This is a genomic window from Leisingera sp. ANG-S5 (assembly GCF_000813925.1).
Taxonomy (GTDB): Bacteria; Pseudomonadota; Alphaproteobacteria; order Rhodobacterales; family Rhodobacteraceae; genus Leisingera.
The window spans coordinates 1-15,211 of the sequence record NZ_JWLH01000014.1 but is presented as its reverse complement, the minus strand read 5'-3'; the positions used below and the strand labels follow the sequence as shown (position 1 = coordinate 15,211).

The following is a 15,211-nucleotide window of genomic DNA, read 5'->3' as shown; positions in this document are numbered from 1 at the left end:
CAGGTCATCCAGCCGCAGGAAACGGGGACGGCTCCGCACTTGCGTTAACCATGCTGTCGCACCCCGGGGCGGCAAGCTGGACGTTTGGGGCTGTTTCCATTAAGGGATGCGACCGCATGTGGCCGGGGAAACCGGTTGCAGGCTGTTAGGACGGGGGAACCCTGAATGAAATTGTTGACTATGATTGCCGTGATGGCTGCCACCATCACGATGGGTAAGAGTGTTGCTGCCGAAACCGGCCTGGATACGCTGATCGAGCGTGAGCAGGCCAGTCTCAACGCGGTGCCTGCGCGGAAGTTCAGCGGATTTTTCGGATTCCGCTCCAATCCGTTCAAGAACCGCAAGACCGGCACGCAGCAGGTGGAGTACTCCAAGGCCTGGCTGGATGACCAGCCGAAAGCTACCGGGGGCGAGCAATTCGCCTGCCTGGCTGAGGCCCTGTACTTCGAGGCGCGCGGCGAGACCGTGAAGGGCCAGTTTGCGGTGGCCGAGGTGATCCTGAACCGGGTCAGAAGCGAGCAGTTCCCGAACACGCCTTGCGGGGTGATCAACCAGGGAACCGGGCGCAAGTATCAGTGTCAGTTCACCTACACCTGCGATGGCCACAAGGAAGTGATCCGCGAGAAGAAAGCGTATCAGCGGGTAGCCAAGGTGGCGCGCGCGGCGCTGGACGGGCTGAAGTCGGAGCTGACGGAAGGTGCAACCTACTATCATACCACCGCGGTGCGCCCGCGCTGGAGCCGCACCTTCACAAACACCACGCGCATTGGTGTGCACCTGTTCTACCGCGACGATCGCTACCAGACCGCGATGAGCAACTGATGGCCTGAAGGCGGCATCCCGGTGCCGCTTTCTGCTACTGGCATGGCGTATGCGGGACTGTTAAGAAGCCGCCGAAAGTCTATTGTTGGGTCCCACACCTGACACAGCCAGCCAAAGGCCCGTTCTGCCATGCCCTCTGAAATCCGCCTTGCCTTTGCGCATCCGTCCGAGCGTTCGATGGCCACTGCCGCGCCCGGCCTGCTGGACCGCATTTCGCTGCGCGATCATACTGTCGAGGTGGAGATCGGCGCGTTCCAGGCGGAGCGCGGCACAACCCAGCGGATCAGTTTCAATGTGGTGGTCGAAATCGCGCCGCTGCCCAAGGACCTGGATGACGATGTCGACCGGATCCTGTCCTATGACAAGCTGACCGAAGCCATCGCCCATGAGCTGGCGGCGGAACGGCTGAACCTGCTGGAGACGCTGGCAGAACGCGTGGCTGAACGGATTCTGCTGGAGCATCAGGCGGTGCGCGCCTTCGTGCGGATTGAGAAGCTGGACCGCGGCCCCGGCGCTCTGGGCGTCGAAGTGGTGCGCTCCAAGGACCAGATTACCCATTTGGCGGAAGAGCAGGACCGCCCGCATCCGCGGCTGATGTATCTGTCCAATGCGGCCATCGACAGTGAAAACCTGACCGGATGGATCGACCAGATGGAATGCCGCCAGCGGCCGCTGATCCTGTGTGTCGGGACGCATCCGCTGGCGGTGCCCGAGACGGGCCACAAATGGACCCAGCGGCGGATCGATTTGCTGGCGATTGAGCAAAACGCCTGGCGCCTGGCGGCCAAGGATGACCGCTGCGTCGTGGTTTCGACCCGGACCGAGCTGGACTGGGCGATGAAGAACCGCCAGATCTGCGTCTGGGCACCGTCCAAGATCGTGCTGGACGCGGTGGACGGCCCTTCGGCGCCGCCATCGAACTCGGTTGCGCTGGCGGCCTGGTTTGCAGCGACCTTTGAAGCGGGTGAGATGATTGTGCTTGGCGGGGATTTGCCCGATAATCCCGGTGTCCCCCTGCGGGATGTCAGCGTGGAGCAAGCACAACTGTGACATATTACCGGCCGTTGGTTCAGCACGGCGAGGCGCGCCCCGAAGGCGCGGTTCCGCTGGCGGGCAGTGCCCTGTGGTTTACCGAGGTTGAGATCCTGAGCCGCGATGCGCCGCCGCGGATCGTGCCTGCCGGTCTGGTGCCGGAGGCCGAGCGCCGCCGCCTGAGCGCGCGGCGTGCCTCGATCGCCGGGCTGGACATGACCCAGCCGCAGATCATGGGCATTTTGAATGTGACGCCGGACAGCTTCTCGGATGGCGGCAAGCATGCCGGTATTGAGGCTGGAAAGGAAGCGGCGCTGCAGATGGTGGCTGATGGTGCCACGATCATCGACGTGGGTGGCGAATCCACCCGGCCCGGGGCTGCTGAGGTTCCTGAAACCGAGGAAATCGAGCGCACGGCGCCGGTGATCGCGGCCATTCGCGCGGAGTGCCCGGTGCCGGTCTCCATCGACACCCGCAAGGCCACGGTGGGCATGGAGGCGCTGGAGGCGGGGGCGAACCTGCTGAATGATGTCTCCGGCTTTACCTTTGACCCGGCGCTGGCGCCGCTGGCGGCGCAGGCCAGCGTGCCGGTCTGCATCATGCATGCGCAGGGCGACCCGGCGACGATGCAGGATGATCCGCAATACGGAAATGTGCTGCTGGATGTCTATGACTTCCTGAGCGACCAGATCGACCGGCTGGAGGCCATCGGCGTGGTCCGTGAGCAGATCGTGATCGACCCGGGCATCGGCTTTGGCAAGACGCAGGAGCATAATCTGACGCTGCTGCGCAATCTCAGCCTGTTTCACGGGCTTGGCTGCCCGGTGCTGCTGGGGGTTTCCCGCAAGAAATTCATCGGCACCATCGGCGATGCACCGCGCGCGGATGCCCGGGCGCCGGGTTCAATTGCGGTGGGGCTTGCGGCCCTGGCGCAAGGCGTGCAATTCCTGCGGGTGCATGACGTGGCTGAGACGGTTCAGGCTCTGCGGCTTTGGCAGGCGGTCCGGTAAGGCCTTTTAGGCAGGAAAGCATAATGCGGAAACTCTTTGGAACCGATGGCGTGCGCGGCACCGCCAACACCCATCCCATGACCGCCGAGATGGCGCTGCGCATCGGTGCGGCAGTCGGGCGGTATTTCCGGCGCGACGGCACCGGGGTGCACCGTGTGGTGATCGGCAAGGACACCCGGCTGTCCGGCTACATGTTTGAGAACGCGCTGACCGCGGGGCTGACCTCGACCGGTATGAACGTGCTGCTGCTGGGGCCGGTGCCAACGCCGGCGGTCGGGCTGATGACGCGCTCGATGCGGGCGGACCTTGGTGTGATGATTTCTGCCAGCCATAACCCGTCCGAGGACAATGGCATCAAGTTCTTCGGCCCCGACGGCTTCAAACTGTCGGACAGTGCGGAGATGGAGATCGAGGCGCTGGTTGAAGCCGGGGTTGAGCCGGCCCAGGCCGCAAACATCGGCCGCGCCAAGCGGATCGACGATGCCCGGTTCCGTTATGGTGAGCGGGTCAAAAGCTCGCTTCCGCGAAACCTGGGTCTGAATGGCCTGAAGGTTGTGATCGACTGCGCCAATGGCGCGGCGCACCGGACCGCGCCTGAGGTCCTGTGGGAACTGGGGGCGGAAGTGATCCCGGTTGGGGTATCGCCGGATGGTTTGAACATCAACCGCGGCTGCGGTTCGACGCATCCGCAGACCGCGGCAGAGGCGGTTGTGGCGCATGGGGCGCATGTCGGCATCTGCCTGGACGGCGATGCAGACCGGGTGATCCTGATCGACGAGACCGGCACTGTCGCCGATGGCGACCAGCTGATGGCGCTGCTGGCAACCCGCTGGGCCGAGCAGGGGCAGCTGGACGGCGGCGCACTGGTGGCAACGGTGATGTCGAATCTTGGTCTCGAGCGCCATCTGGAAGCCAAGGGCCTGGGGCTGGAGCGCACGGCTGTTGGTGACCGCTACGTGGTGGAGCGGATGCGCGAAGGCGGCTTCAACCTGGGTGGCGAACAGTCCGGCCATATCGTGATGAGCGATTATGCCACCACTGGCGACGGACTGATGGCGGGGCTGCATTTCCTGGCGGAGATGGTGCAGACGGGGCAGAAGGCTTCTGCGCTGGCGCATCAGTTTGAAACCGTGCCGCAGCGGCTGCGCAACGTGCGCTTCCAGACGGGTCAGGTGCCGCTGGAGGAAGCCCGGGTGCAGGAGGCGATTGCCGCGGCTGAGAAGATGCTGGACGGCCAGGGCCGCCTTTTGATCCGCAAGTCCGGCACCGAGCCGCTGGTGCGGGTGATGGCTGAAAGCGAAGACGCTGAGCTGATGACGCTGGCAGTCGACAGCGTGGTTGCCGCGGTTGAGGCCGCCGTCGCCGATTAAGGCGGCGGGCGCTCAGCCCTGTTTTCCGAACAGGCGGCTGAGCCTGCCGAACTGGCTGAGGCCAAGGCCGCCCAGGATCATCACCATTGCCAGCAGCATCGAGGGCGGCAGCTCCTCGCCCAGGAACACCGCGCCCAGCACCACGGCCCAGACCGGTACCTGGTAGTTAGTGAGTGTCATGAAGGTGGGGCCCGCCTCGCGCACCACGATGACTCGCAGCAGGTTGGCGGCGGCTGTTGGGATCAGGCCGAGCACGGCGGCAATCAGCAGGGTCCGGGTGTCCGGCATCACTGGCGGTCCTTCGGCAGCCCAGGCGGCTGGAAAGATGATGAAACAGCCTATCACCAGGAAGATGGCTGCCAGCCCGACCGGGTCGGCCGGCGGCAGGCGGCGGGTCAGGATGGAGCTGACCGAGTAGCAGGCTGCCGCAGACAGACAGGCGGCACGGCCATAGGCCTCCAGTTCGGCGCCGCTGGTTTCAAATGCCTTGCCGCCGATCAGCAGCGCGACGCCTGCAAAGCCAATGCAAAAGCCGATGAGGCGGCGCAGGGTCATCTGCTCGCCCGGCACAAAGACATGCGCCAGAGGCAGCACCATCAGCGGGATTGCGGCCATGCTGACGCCAGTGAAGCCGGAGGAGACATGCTGCTGACCCCAGTTGATCAGCATGAAGGGCAGGGCGGTGCTGAGGATGCCGATCAGGATCAGCGATGGCCAGTTGGCCTCGCCCTTGAACAGCTTGAACCCGCGCCAGCCCCAGACCGCGCACAGCAGCAGCGCGGCAAATCCGATCCGGCTGGCCGCCAGCCAGAACGGGGTGATGCCGTCCAGCGCCAGCTTGATCAGCAGAAAGGTTCCGCCCCAGACAAAGCCCAGGGTGGCAATCATCAGCCAGTAGCGCGGGGCGATATCGGGCATGGGGTCCTCTTGCCGTTCACCGCGCGACAAGACCCCGCCGGGCGGGCGGGGTCAATGGCAATTGCTTTGTTACCGATCGAAGCGTTTGCGCTTCACGCCACGCGCGGGCGGCGGCTGCGGCTGAGGAGCAGGCCGCCGAGGATCAGCGCCAGGGCGGCAAACAGCTGCGGCGGCAGGGTTTCGCCCAGAAGGGCTGCGCCGAAGATCACCGACCAGACCGGCACCTGATAGTTCACGGTGGAGAGAAACGCCGGGCCTGCGCTGCGGGCGACTTGCACCAGCAGCACCTGGGCGAGGGCAGTGGGCAGCAGGCCAAGGTAGATAACGGCACCAAGCGGCAGGACGGCGGGCAATTCCGGCACACCTTCGGCCCAGAGCGCGGCCGGGGTCATCATGGCGGCACCGCAGAGGAGAGCGGCGGCGGAGAGCGACAGCATGTTCACCTGCGGGCAGAGCCGGGTGATGATTGAGCCGATGGCGTAACAGAGCGAAGCGCCCAGGCAGGCCAGGCGGGCCAGCGATTCGAAATCCGTGCCGGCAGAGCGGAAGGCGTCGAGGCCGATCAGCACCACAACGCCGGCAAAGCCGATCAGGAAGCTGATGGTGCGGCGCAGGGTCATGCTTTCGCCCGGAACCAGCAGATGCGCCAGCGGCAGCACAAACAGCGGCACCACCGCCATGCAGACCCCGGCAAAGCCACTGGCCACATAGGTCTGCCCCCAGCTGAGCAGGGTGAAGGGCAGGGCGTTGGTGAAAAATCCCATGCCGATGGCGCAGGCCCAGATGATCCGGCCGTCAGCTGTGCGTAAAGAGGGCAGGCCAATGCCCATCGCATAAACAACGCCCAGGAGGCAGAGCGCGCCGATGGAAATCCGCAGCGCGGCGATGGTCATCGGAGGAAAGCCTCGCAGTGACAGCGACACCGCCATGAAGGAAGCGCCCCAGATCACACCGAGAAACAGAAGCTTGGCCCAATTGGCGGCGCCGGGGGAGTCTGGCATCGGATAACCTCAATAAAATAAATGAAAAAGGGCGCCCCAAAACCGGAGCGCCCTGCAGAGGTAAGGTCAGCGGAGGGTTCCGCGGGCGCCTTAGTTCTTCTCTTTGTCGACCATCTTGCCGGCCGAGATCCACGGCATCATGCCGCGCAGCTTGGCGCCGGTTTCTTCGATCAGGTGCTCGTCGTTGGCACGGCGGGACGCCTTCAGGGTCGGTTGGCCAACCTGGTTTTCCAGCATGAAGTCGCGGACGAATTTGCCCTGCTGGATGTCTTCCAGAACCGCTTTCATGCGGGCTTTGGTCTCGTCGTACTTCAGGATGCGCGGGCCGGTGACGTACTGGCCGTACTCGGCAGTGTTGGAGATCGAGTAATCCATGTTGGCGATGCCGCCTTCATAGATCAGGTCAACGATCAGCTTCACTTCGTGCAGGCACTCGAAGTAGGCCATTTCCGGGGCGTAGCCGGCTTCGACCAGGGTCTCGAAACCGCAGCGGATCAGCTCAACCAGGCCGCCGCAGAGAACCGCCTGCTCGCCGAACAGGTCGGTTTCGCATTCTTCGCGGAAGTTGGTCTCGATGATGCCCGAGCGGCCGCCGCCGATGGCGGAGCAGTAGGACAGGCCGGTTTCCAGCGCTTTGCCGGTGGCGTCGGTGTGAACCGCGACCAGGCAGGGCACGCCGCCGCCTTTGGTGTATTCGCCGCGCACGGTGTGGCCCGGGCCCTTGGGTGCCATCATGATGACGTCGACGCCTTCTTTCGGCTCAATCAGGCCGAAGTGCACGTTCAGGCCGTGGGCAAACGCGATGGCTGCGCCCGGACGGATGTTGTCGTGGACGTATTTCTTGTAGGTCTCTGCCTGCAGTTCGTCGGGCATGGTGAACATGATCACGTCGCACCAGGCCGCGGCTTCCGCGATACCCATGACCTGCAGGCCTTCGCCTTCGGCCTTCTTGGCGGAGGGGGAGCCTTCGCGCAGGGCGACGACAAGGTTCTTGGCGCCGCTGTCGCGCAGGTTCAGCGCGTGGGCGTGGCCCTGGGAGCCATAGCCCAGGATGGCCACTTTCTTGTCCTTGATCAGGTTCACATCGCAATCGCGGTCGTAATAAACGCGCATGATCCACGTCCTTTCGTTTGGTGTTTGAGGGCATCATAGGCATGTGGGCAGGGAAGGCGATTGCTGTTGCGCATGAATTTCGCAGTTTCTTTGCAGTGGTCATTCGTCATTCGGCCTGATAGTGGTGAAATCATGCTTGATGATCTCGACCGGCGCATTCTGCGCTATATGCAAAGCGACCCGGAGCAATCGATTCCGGATCTGGCGGAACGGCTGGGGCTTACGGCCTCGCGCCTGTCGCGGCGGCTGGAGAAGCTGCGCGACGCGCGCGTGATCCTCGGCCAGCGGGCGGTGATCGACTGGCGCGCCTTGGGGTATGAGGTGGAGGTCTCTCTGCGGGTGACGCTGGACAAGACCAACCCGCGCGCTTTTGACGAATTCATCGAGGCGGCCCGGGGCATTGCCGAGGTGATCGAAATCCAGACCTTCCTGGGGCAGGTCGATGTGCGGCTTTCGGTGATTGCGCGGGACATGCCGCACTACCAGCAGATCTACCGCGCCGCCATTTTGAACCTGCCGCATATCACCGACATCGAGGCGCTGATGCATGTGGCGCGGATCAAATCGGACGAGGTGCTGCCGGTATGAACGCGCTGGATGATCTGGATTTCGCCATTCTGCGGGCGCTGTCGGAGGATGCGACGCTGTCGGCGGGGGCGCTGGGGCGGCAGTTGGGGCTGAGCCAGCCCGCCACCTGGCGGCGGATTAAGCGGCTGCAGGAGGCGGGTATCATCGCGGGCCGCAGGCTGGAGCTGGACAAGGAAAAGCTGGGTTTTGGCGTGACCGTCTTTCTGGGGGTGAAACTGGCGACCAAAGGCCGGGTCTCGCTGGAGGATTTTGAACGTGCAGTTTCCGCCATCCCCGAGGTGCAGACGGTGGAGCATGTGCTGGGCATGTATGACTACCGCCTGCGGGTGACGGCGCGGGACATTTCCGACTTTGAGCGCGTGCTGCGGCGCCGGGTGATGACCCTGCCAGGAGTGGGCAATGTCGAGGCCAATGTGCTGCTGAGCGAGGAGCGTCGGCCGGGGCCGCTGGGATAACGGCGCACCTTTGTTGCCGATGTGAAACCCGCTTGGCGCAAATGCGGGTGATTTCTGTCGTGACTGGGCTGTCTTTTCTCTTCCATTCCGTCAGTATCACCCTTCGGAGAACGGCGGCGGTGCTGTATGCCATTGTAGGCTTTGCCAAAGCCTGCGGCACCGGCTAGCCGTTAGTAAAGGAAGACAAGGGAGGCCCAGATGGCACTGCTCGATACCGTGGACCCGCAGGGTCTGGATGAATTCTCGGTGGTTTTCACCGACCGCTCGCTCAACCACATGTCCAAGGCCTTTCAGACCGTGATGCTGGACATCAACGCGATGCTGAAAGAGGTCTATAACGCCGAGGCTGTGGCGCTGGTGCCGGGCGGCGGGACTTATGCGATGGAGGCGGTGGCGCGCCAGTTTGCCCGTGGGGCAAATGCGCTGGTCGTGCGCAATGGCTGGTTCTCCTACCGCTGGAGCCAGATCTTTGAAGCCGGCGGCTTCACCGCGTCCTCCATCGTGATGAAGGCACGCCGCACCGGCAATGAGAGCGCCTCGCCGTTTGAGCCCGCGCCGATTGCGGATGTGGTGGCTGCGATCAAGGAGCAGAAGCCGGACATCGTCTTTGCCCCGCATGTGGAGACCGCGGCCGGCGTGATCCTGCCCGATGACTATGTGACTGCCATGGCCGCGGCTGCGCATGAGGTGGGCGCGCTGATGGTGCTGGACTGCATCGCGTCGGGCTGTGCCTGGATCGACATGAAGGCAACCGGTGTCGACGTGCTGATCTCTGCCCCGCAAAAGGGCTGGAGCGCGTCTCCGTCTGCCGGCCTAGTGATGTTCTCGGACCGTGCGCTGGCGCGGTTGGAGGAAACCACGTCGGACAGTTTCGCCATTAACCTCAAACAGTGGCGTACCATCATGAAGGCGTATGAGGATGGCGGCCACGCCTATCACGCGACCATGCCGACCGATGCGCTGAAGGCCTTCCGCGACACCATGCTGGAGACCAAGGAATACGGCTTTGGCAAACTGCGCGATGCGCAGTGGGCGCTGGGCAACGGCGTGCGGGCGATGCTGAAGGAGAAGGGGATCACCTCAGTTGCGGCGGATGGCTTCGGTGCGCCGGGCGTGGTGGTGAGCTATACCTCTGATCCGGACGTGCAGAACGGCAAGAAGTTCCTGGCACTGGGTACCCAGATCGCCGCCGGCGTGCCGCTGCAGTGTGATGAGCCTGCCGATTTCCGCACATTCCGGCTGGGCCTCTTTGGTCTCGACAAGCTCTATGACGTGGAGGCCACCATCGCACGGCTGAAAACAGTCGTGGATCAGGTGCTTTAACGCAAAATCTGGACTGGGCTGCGCAAGGGGATATTGCTTGTGCGGCCCAATCCGTGGCGCAGGGTGAGCCAGATCACCCCGAGGCTGATTGCCAGCCAAATCCCGCCCCACAGCATGGTTGCGCCGCCGAACTCCTCCGCCATCATCCGCGCGTCGGAGCGCAGGTAGGATCGCGCGATGGTGTCGTCCCAGATATCAAGCGGCACGTAGATCATGCTGCCGACCCCGATCACCCGCAGGATCATGTCGTTGATATTGAGGCTGAGATAGCGCGATGCGGCGAGCATCAGCGCGCCGGTGGCAAGGGTAAAGCCAAGCGCAAAGAGGTCGCGGACATAGAAGGCGGCAACAGCGAGGGTGATTGCGCCGAAGAAGGCGAGCACCTTGCGGTCCCAATCGGTACGCAGGGCAATCACGAACAGGGCAGAACCGATCAGCAGCGATCCGGTGTAGCCTGCCGTGAGCGTCAGGAAGCGGCTGCCGCCGCGCGAGACCACCCTGCCGCCCTCGTAGGGGTCGATGGTCAGGCTGACCACATCACCGCCGGTCAGCAATGTCATGCCTGCATGGGAGACTTCATGCAGGAACACGGTCAGGATCCGCAATGGAAGCAGTGCCGGGGTTTGCCACAAGGCGGCGATGGCCAGCGTCAGGCAGAGGAGCTGCCAGTGGCCTTTCAGAAAGCGTCCGGCAGCCTGCATGTTATTTAACACCCAGCCCCATCTGCATCAGCTTTTTGCGCACCGGGGCCAGCGAATACAGCGCGTTGAGGCCAAAGGCGCGCAGGTCGCGCAGCGGGCGCGGCGCCAGCATCGAGGTGCGGTTCAATAGGTCGATGCCCTTCACGCGCAGCAGGATCTCGTTGTGGCGGGCCTTGTGGTAGGCGGCCAGCATCTGCGCATCGCCCAAGCCCTCGGGGCGGGCCTCAGCCAGGTCCAGCAGGCTGCGCAGATCGCCCAGGGACATGTTCAAACCCTGGGCGCCGATCGGCGGCACCACATGGGCGGCTTCGGCCATCAGCGCCAGCCGCTCGCCGTTCAGCCGCTCTGCCGACTGGCTGATGATCGGCCAGATGGTGCGGCGCGACGCCAGTTTCAGATCACCGAACAATCCGCAGCTGCGTTTGGTCATCGCGGCCTCAAAGGCAGCGGCTTCCAGGTTCAGGAGTTCCTGTGCCCTGGGGCCGCGCTCCATCCAGACAATGGCGGAGGACGGCTGGCCCTGGTAGTCGGGCAGAGGCACCAGCGTGAACGGCCCGCCGGAGCGGTGGATCTCGGTGGAGACGTTTTCATGCGGCACCGGATGGGTGACGGCAAAGGCCAGCGCCTTTTGCCCGTAGCGGGTGGTTTTCACCGGAATGCCTGCGGCCTCGCGCATCGGGGAGTTGCGGCCGTCGCAGGCGACCACTAGTTTTGCGGTCACCTGGCTGCCGTCGCTGAGGGCAACGCGTGCCTCGTCCGTGCGGGTGAACAGGCCCGTGGTGCCGGTGCCGAAACGCAGATCCACATTCGGGAGTTCCGCCAGCCGCGCAATCATCTCGCGCCGCAGCAGCCAGTTGGGCAGGTTCCACCCGAACGGCTGGTCAGAGATGTCAGCGGCGTTGAAGTCCTTGACCACCCGCGGTTCGGGCCGGGCGCCGCCGGCATCGACGATGCGCATGATCTGCAAGGGGGCGGCGTGGTCCGCCAGCCGCGCCCAGATCCCGCAGCGCTCCAGCAGCGCCTGCGCCGGTTGCAGAAAGGCGGTGGTGCGCAGGTCGGAGCCTTCGGCGTCGCGCTCAGTGACCGGCGGGGCCGGGTCGGCGCAAATGACGCTGAAGCCCTTGGAGGCAAACGCGGCGGCTGCGGTCAGTCCCGCAATGCCGCCGCCGGAAATCAGGATGTCGCAGGTCTCGGCCATGGTCTCAGCCCTCCGTTGTTGCCCTGAAATAGGCCCTGACGGAGGGGGAAGACAAGCCGCAACCTGCCGCGCGGGGAATTAGCCGCGGGTGATGGACAGCAGGACCAGGAACATCACCGGCACCATGCACAGCGCGGGGATATACAGCCCCGGAATACCGAACAGCAGGACCGAGCAGCCCCAGAGGCTGACAAAGGTTGCCAGGGCGTAGCCGATGTTCTCCTCCGGGCCGTAGGCGACTTCCTTGAAGATCCGCCCCAGCAGCGGCACGGCAAACAGGATGCGCTGCCACAGGGTCAGGCGGGCGGGGAGGGTGTATGCGCTCATCGGTCATGCTCCATCAGGTCGTTTCGGGGCGCATATAGAGAGGAAAACATGCAGCAAACAGGTATATTTTGCCGCAGTTGCGAAGTTTTGCCGGAATGCAATTGCACACATTTTGCGATGCGGCAAACGGCTGCGCAAAAGCGTCCTGGCGCAGGCTTTGCGGTCAATTCAGTGCGGCCAGAAAACCCGCCAGATCGTCCGAATGATGATGGATATGGTCCGCCTTGACCGGCTCTGGCGCCACATGGACGGTGCGCATGCCCATCTCATGCGGGGCGGCCAGGTTGCGCGGATCATCCTCGAACATGGCGGCCTGCTGCGGGGCGATCCCGGCGCGGGCAAACACCCGGTCAAAGGCGCGGCGTTCGGGCTTCGGGTGGTAGTCCGCATGTTCGACGCCGTAAACCTCATCGAACAGTCCGGACAGTCCGCGCGCGGCCAGTACCCGCTCGGCATAGGGGGCAGAGCCGTTGGTATAGACGATCTTCTTGCCGGGCAGATTGCGGATCGCGGCCGCCAGCGGCGCGTCCTCCTCCAGATGGTCCATAGAGATGTCGTGGACTGCGACCAGATAGGGGTCCGGGTCCAGATCGTGTTCGCGCATCAGCCCGGCAAGGGTTGTGCCATGCTCGCGCCAGTAATGGCTGCGCAGGCGGTCGGCCTCTGCCCTGTCGACCTTGAGCGCGTCCATCACATAGGCCGTCATCTTGACCTCGATCTGGTCGAACAGCCGGGCGGAGGGGTGATAGAGGGTGTTGTCGAGATCGAACACCCATTGGCGGACGTGGGAAAAGGCGTGTTTGGGCATGGTGCCGAAGTAGGGGTCCCAAGCGGCATTTGCAATCAAAAGCACATTTTGCCTGCGGGTTTTCAGCGCGTTGGCGCCATCAGGGTTGATTGCTGGGGGATGCGCTGTAGAGATTGTCGGATCAAAACAGACGAGGGGCGACCATGAGCCAGAGCCGCAGCAACCAGAAAGATGCCTATGCGCTGATCCTCGAGGCGATCGACTCGGGGATCTACAAGCCGGGCGACCGGCTGGTGGAAAGCGATCTGGCGGAACGCTTTGGCGTGTCGCGTACGCCGATCCGCGAGGCGCTGCAGCGGCTGGAGACGCAATCGCTGCTGGAGCGCGACGGGCGGTCGCTGATTGTGGCCTCGCTGGATCACAACCAAATGGCTGAGCTGTATGTGGTGCGGCGCGAGCTGGAAGGGCTGGCGGCACAGCTGGCGGCGCGCCATGCCACCGAGGAAGAGATCAAGGTGCTGAAGGAGATGGTCGAGTCTGACGACAAGCTGGTCGGCGATCCGGCGGCGCTGTCCAAGGCCAACCGCCGGTTCCATGAGCAGATCCATCTGGCCTCGCACAACCGCTACCTGGTGCAGCAGCTGGATCTGGTGCACCGGACCATGGCGCTGATGGCGACCACCTCGCTGGCGGCTGAGGGCCGCAGCGAGATCGCCCAGTCGGAGCACAAGGGCATTGTCGACGCGATCAGCCGCCGCGACGAAGCGGCAGCGGGTGAAGCGCTGAAGGAGCATATTTCAATCGCGTTCATGACCCGGCTGAAGCAGGACGCCAGCGGGCGGGGATAACCTGCCAGCGGCGGCGGCGCTTGGCGGCGGGTTTGATGCCGTGGGCCGTCTTGTCCCAGAAAAATGGCCGGGCAAGCAGTTCATGCACAGCCTTGGCAACCGCAACGGCGCCCATCGGGAAGTAAAGGATCATCGCCGGCGCCCAGGCTGCCAGCCACGGGCGGCCCATGGCAAAGGCCGCGGTGATGCTGATCACCAGCCCCAACCCTTCAAAGAACACCAGCATTGCCGCGGCCAGCGTCAGCAGCAGCGGCGGCAGGCTCTCGTCGCTGGGGTGCGGCAGGCCCAGGGTGAACAGCCAGAACGACCACAGCACCGGGGCAAACAGGAACTGCCCGATGGTGCCCAGAAAGAACGCCTGAAAGCCCAGAAAACGCTTCCAACCCAGTTCCGCTAGCAGCCGCAGCGGCTGGCGCATATGCACCAGATAGGTCACCATAAACCCCTTGAGCCAGCGGGAACGCTGCTTGATCCAGGGCCAGGGGCGCCAGTTGGCTTCCTCATATGTCGTGCTGGGCAGCATTTCCGTGCGGTATCCTGCCCGGTACAGGCGGACGCCCAGATCAGCGTCTTCGGTGACGTTGTGGGCATCCCAGCCGCCCAGTTCCTCCAGCACCTTGCGGCGCACAAACATGGTGGTGCCGCCCAGAGGCACAACAAGGCCGAGCCGGGCGATGCCATGCAAAACGATGCGGAACCAGCTGGCATATTCCAGCGTGAAGCAGCGTGATATCCAGTTGGTGCCCGGATTGTAGTAGTCCAGCACTCCCTGAAAACACGCCGTCCGTTTATCAGCGGCGGCAAAGGCCTGCGCGACCTGATTCAGCTGCTCGGCCTGGGGCGCATCCTCGGCGTCCCAGACCCCGATGATGTCGCCGCGGCAGAAATTCAGCGCGTAGTTCATCGCCCGGGGTTTGGTCGTCAGCCCGCCGAAGGCCGGCACTTCCACCACGCGGATCCAAGCGGGCAGGCGGGCGTTCTGCAGGGCAGCACGGGTTACGCTGTCGTGCTCCTCCAGCACCAGGATCACGTCCGTCTGCGCCCGCGGATAGCTGAGTTTCCGGATCCGGGTGAGCAAGGCGCGGCTGATCTCGGCCTCCTGATAGAGCGGAATCAGGATTGAAATCATAGGGCAGGAGGTGCGGGGAGGCGTGGCAAGCTCGGGCTTGGTGGATACCCGGTGCGCGCGTGCATGCCAGTAAGAGGCGAGTCCGCAGAGCTTGAGCGCGGTAAACAGAAATACAGAGAGCAGCGCCAATGCGCTGAGAGAGGTGAAAACCGCTGCCGGAGCGTGCCAGGACAGAAAGAGCGCCGGGGCGGCCAAGGTGGCCAGCAGAGCGCGGCCCCGCGCAAGCCGCAGGGTGCGGCAGCTTAGCTGCGGGGCCACGCTGCAGCTGGCCTGCTGCACCAGGGCGGGGCTGAAATGGGCGGTAAGCAGTGCTGTAATCTGGGCTTCACTGGCCAGAACCGGGGTGACCTGCTGGAAACTGTCCCGCAGTTCCTGCTGCAGGGTCTCAAACCGGTCGGGGTGGGCAACCGCCACTGTGACGGTCCGGCCCAGCTGCATCCAGGGAACCGCGCAGTGGCGCAGCCAGAACCGCGCGGGTTTGCAGGCCAGCAGCCGGGAGTTGGCCATCTGGCCGGACAAGTCAGCGCGGGGCATCCGGTACTGGCGGGGCAATGTGTCCTGGACCTGGTCCTCGCTTGCCAGCCCTTCGGCAACCAGCACCCGTCCAAGCGCGGCTTTCTGGTGCTGC

16 protein-coding genes are annotated in these 15,211 nt (G+C 64.2%); 8 read left to right on the top strand and 8 right to left on the bottom strand.

Features of this window, described 5'->3' with window-relative positions; genetic code table 11:
- Nucleotides 1-165: 165 nt before the first annotated feature.
- The 4 genes from RA25_RS18080 to glmM all read left to right on the top strand — a co-directional run bounded on the left by RA25_RS18080 (nt 166) and on the right by glmM (nt 4,234).
- The gene (locus tag RA25_RS18080) at nt 166-822 is read left to right on the top strand and encodes a cell wall hydrolase (RefSeq protein ID WP_029205058.1); all 657 of its coding nucleotides are present in this window, start codon (nt 166-168) and stop codon (nt 820-822) included.
- A 129-nt stretch (nt 823-951) separates the two neighbouring features.
- Nucleotides 952-1,872: a dihydroneopterin aldolase gene (locus tag RA25_RS18075; RefSeq protein WP_019298377.1), complete on the top strand. Its 921-nt coding sequence runs from the start codon at nt 952-954 to the stop codon at nt 1,870-1,872.
- Entirely contained in the window at nt 1,869-2,864 is a 996-nt protein-coding gene (gene folP, locus RA25_RS18070; RefSeq protein WP_039174279.1) for a dihydropteroate synthase, read from the top strand. Before RA25_RS18075 ends, folP begins: the two co-directional genes overlap by 4 nt.
- Before the next feature lie 23 nt (nt 2,865-2,887).
- Complete coding sequence (gene glmM, locus RA25_RS18065; RefSeq protein ID WP_039174277.1) at nt 2,888-4,234, top strand: phosphoglucosamine mutase; 1,347 nt, start codon at nt 2,888-2,890, stop codon at nt 4,232-4,234.
- 12 nt (nt 4,235-4,246) lie between these two features.
- Here the strand turns inward: glmM and RA25_RS18060 are convergent, their stop codons facing one another.
- The 3 genes from RA25_RS18060 to ilvC all read right to left on the bottom strand — a co-directional run bounded on the left by RA25_RS18060 (nt 4,247) and on the right by ilvC (nt 7,266).
- Nucleotides 4,247-5,152 (bottom strand): DMT family transporter, encoded by a 906-nt coding sequence (locus RA25_RS18060; protein ID WP_039174275.1) that lies wholly within the window; start codon nt 5,150-5,152, stop codon nt 4,247-4,249.
- A gap of 92 nt (nt 5,153-5,244) precedes the next feature.
- Complete coding sequence (locus tag RA25_RS18055) at nt 5,245-6,153, bottom strand: DMT family transporter (RefSeq protein ID WP_039174274.1); 909 nt, start codon at nt 6,151-6,153, stop codon at nt 5,245-5,247.
- Nucleotides 6,154-6,243: 90 nt separating this feature from the next.
- Nucleotides 6,244-7,266 carry a ketol-acid reductoisomerase gene (gene ilvC / locus RA25_RS18050; protein ID WP_019298383.1) on the bottom strand — a complete coding sequence of 341 codons (1,023 nt, stop codon included), beginning with the start codon at nt 7,264-7,266 and terminating at the stop codon, nt 6,244-6,246.
- 132 nt (nt 7,267-7,398) lie between these two features.
- Between ilvC and RA25_RS18045 the strand changes: the two genes are divergently transcribed.
- The 3 genes from RA25_RS18045 (at nt 7,399) to RA25_RS18035 (ending at nt 9,632) form a co-directional block, all read left to right on the top strand.
- Nucleotides 7,399-7,854 (top strand): Lrp/AsnC family transcriptional regulator, encoded by a 456-nt coding sequence (locus RA25_RS18045; protein WP_039174272.1) that lies wholly within the window; start codon nt 7,399-7,401, stop codon nt 7,852-7,854.
- A complete protein-coding gene (locus RA25_RS18040) occupies nt 7,851-8,309 on the top strand; it encodes an Lrp/AsnC family transcriptional regulator (RefSeq protein ID WP_039174270.1) in 459 nt (152 codons plus the stop codon). Before RA25_RS18045 ends, RA25_RS18040 begins: the two co-directional genes overlap by 4 nt.
- Nucleotides 8,310-8,507: 198 nt before the next feature.
- On the top strand, nt 8,508-9,632 hold the full coding sequence (locus RA25_RS18035; RefSeq protein WP_039174268.1) for an aminotransferase class V-fold PLP-dependent enzyme: 1,125 nt from the start codon (nt 8,508-8,510) through the stop codon (nt 9,630-9,632).
- Here the strand turns inward: RA25_RS18035 and RA25_RS18030 are convergent.
- The 4 genes from RA25_RS18030 to RA25_RS18015 all read right to left on the bottom strand — a co-directional run bounded on the left by RA25_RS18030 (nt 9,629) and on the right by RA25_RS18015 (nt 12,666).
- Entirely contained in the window at nt 9,629-10,333 is a 705-nt protein-coding gene (locus RA25_RS18030) for a M50 family metallopeptidase (protein WP_039174266.1), read from the bottom strand. The two genes, RA25_RS18035 and RA25_RS18030, sit on opposite strands and share 4 nt — an antisense overlap.
- A gap of 1 nt (nt 10,334) precedes the next feature.
- Nucleotides 10,335-11,531 carry a UbiH/UbiF family hydroxylase gene (locus RA25_RS18025; protein ID WP_039174265.1) on the bottom strand — a complete coding sequence of 399 codons (1,197 nt, stop codon included), beginning with the start codon at nt 11,529-11,531 and terminating at the stop codon, nt 10,335-10,337.
- A 78-nt stretch (nt 11,532-11,609) separates the two neighbouring features.
- Nucleotides 11,610-11,858, bottom strand: a complete 249-nt coding sequence (locus RA25_RS18020) for a hypothetical protein (RefSeq protein ID WP_039174263.1) — start codon at nt 11,856-11,858, stop codon at nt 11,610-11,612.
- Nucleotides 11,859-12,021: 163 nt separating this feature from the next.
- Nucleotides 12,022-12,666 (bottom strand): pyrimidine 5'-nucleotidase, encoded by a 645-nt coding sequence (locus RA25_RS18015; protein ID WP_039151717.1) that lies wholly within the window; start codon nt 12,664-12,666, stop codon nt 12,022-12,024.
- A gap of 143 nt (nt 12,667-12,809) precedes the next feature.
- Here RA25_RS18015 and RA25_RS18010 point away from each other — a divergent pair, with 143 nt between their 5' ends.
- Entirely contained in the window at nt 12,810-13,454 is a 645-nt protein-coding gene (locus RA25_RS18010) for a GntR family transcriptional regulator (protein WP_039151715.1), read from the top strand.
- Here RA25_RS18010 and RA25_RS18005 read toward each other — a convergent pair.
- Nucleotides 13,414-15,211, bottom strand: a 1,798-nt coding sequence (locus RA25_RS18005) for a glycosyltransferase (RefSeq protein WP_052254291.1), incomplete at its 5' end; no start/stop codon positions are given. The two genes, RA25_RS18010 and RA25_RS18005, sit on opposite strands and share 41 nt — an antisense overlap.

Bases quoted from the DNA above. Each gene is read 5' to 3' on its own strand.
- RA25_RS18080 (WP_029205058.1), top strand. From the start codon at position 166: ATGAAATTGTTGACTATGATTGCCGTGATGGCTGCCACCATCACGATG.
- RA25_RS18075 (WP_019298377.1), top strand. From the start codon at position 952: ATGCCCTCTGAAATCCGCCTTGCCTTTGCGCATCCGTCCGAGCGTTCG.
- glmM (WP_039174277.1), top strand. From the start codon at position 2,888: ATGCGGAAACTCTTTGGAACCGATGGCGTGCGCGGCACCGCCAACACC.
- RA25_RS18060 (WP_039174275.1), bottom strand. From the start codon at position 5,152: ATGCCCGATATCGCCCCGCGCTACTGGCTGATGATTGCCACCCTGGGC.
- RA25_RS18055 (WP_039174274.1), bottom strand. From the start codon at position 6,153: ATGCCAGACTCCCCCGGCGCCGCCAATTGGGCCAAGCTTCTGTTTCTC.
- ilvC (WP_019298383.1), bottom strand. From the start codon at position 7,266: ATGCGCGTTTATTACGACCGCGATTGCGATGTGAACCTGATCAAGGAC.
- RA25_RS18045 (WP_039174272.1), top strand. From the start codon at position 7,399: ATGCTTGATGATCTCGACCGGCGCATTCTGCGCTATATGCAAAGCGAC.
- RA25_RS18040 (WP_039174270.1), top strand. From the start codon at position 7,851: ATGAACGCGCTGGATGATCTGGATTTCGCCATTCTGCGGGCGCTGTCG.
- RA25_RS18035 (WP_039174268.1), top strand. From the start codon at position 8,508: ATGGCACTGCTCGATACCGTGGACCCGCAGGGTCTGGATGAATTCTCG.
- RA25_RS18030 (WP_039174266.1), bottom strand. From the start codon at position 10,333: ATGCAGGCTGCCGGACGCTTTCTGAAAGGCCACTGGCAGCTCCTCTGC.
- RA25_RS18025 (WP_039174265.1), bottom strand. From the start codon at position 11,531: ATGGCCGAGACCTGCGACATCCTGATTTCCGGCGGCGGCATTGCGGGA.
- RA25_RS18020 (WP_039174263.1), bottom strand. From the start codon at position 11,858: ATGAGCGCATACACCCTCCCCGCCCGCCTGACCCTGTGGCAGCGCATC.
- RA25_RS18015 (WP_039151717.1), bottom strand. From the start codon at position 12,666: ATGCCCAAACACGCCTTTTCCCACGTCCGCCAATGGGTGTTCGATCTC.
- RA25_RS18010 (WP_039151715.1), top strand. From the start codon at position 12,810: ATGAGCCAGAGCCGCAGCAACCAGAAAGATGCCTATGCGCTGATCCTC.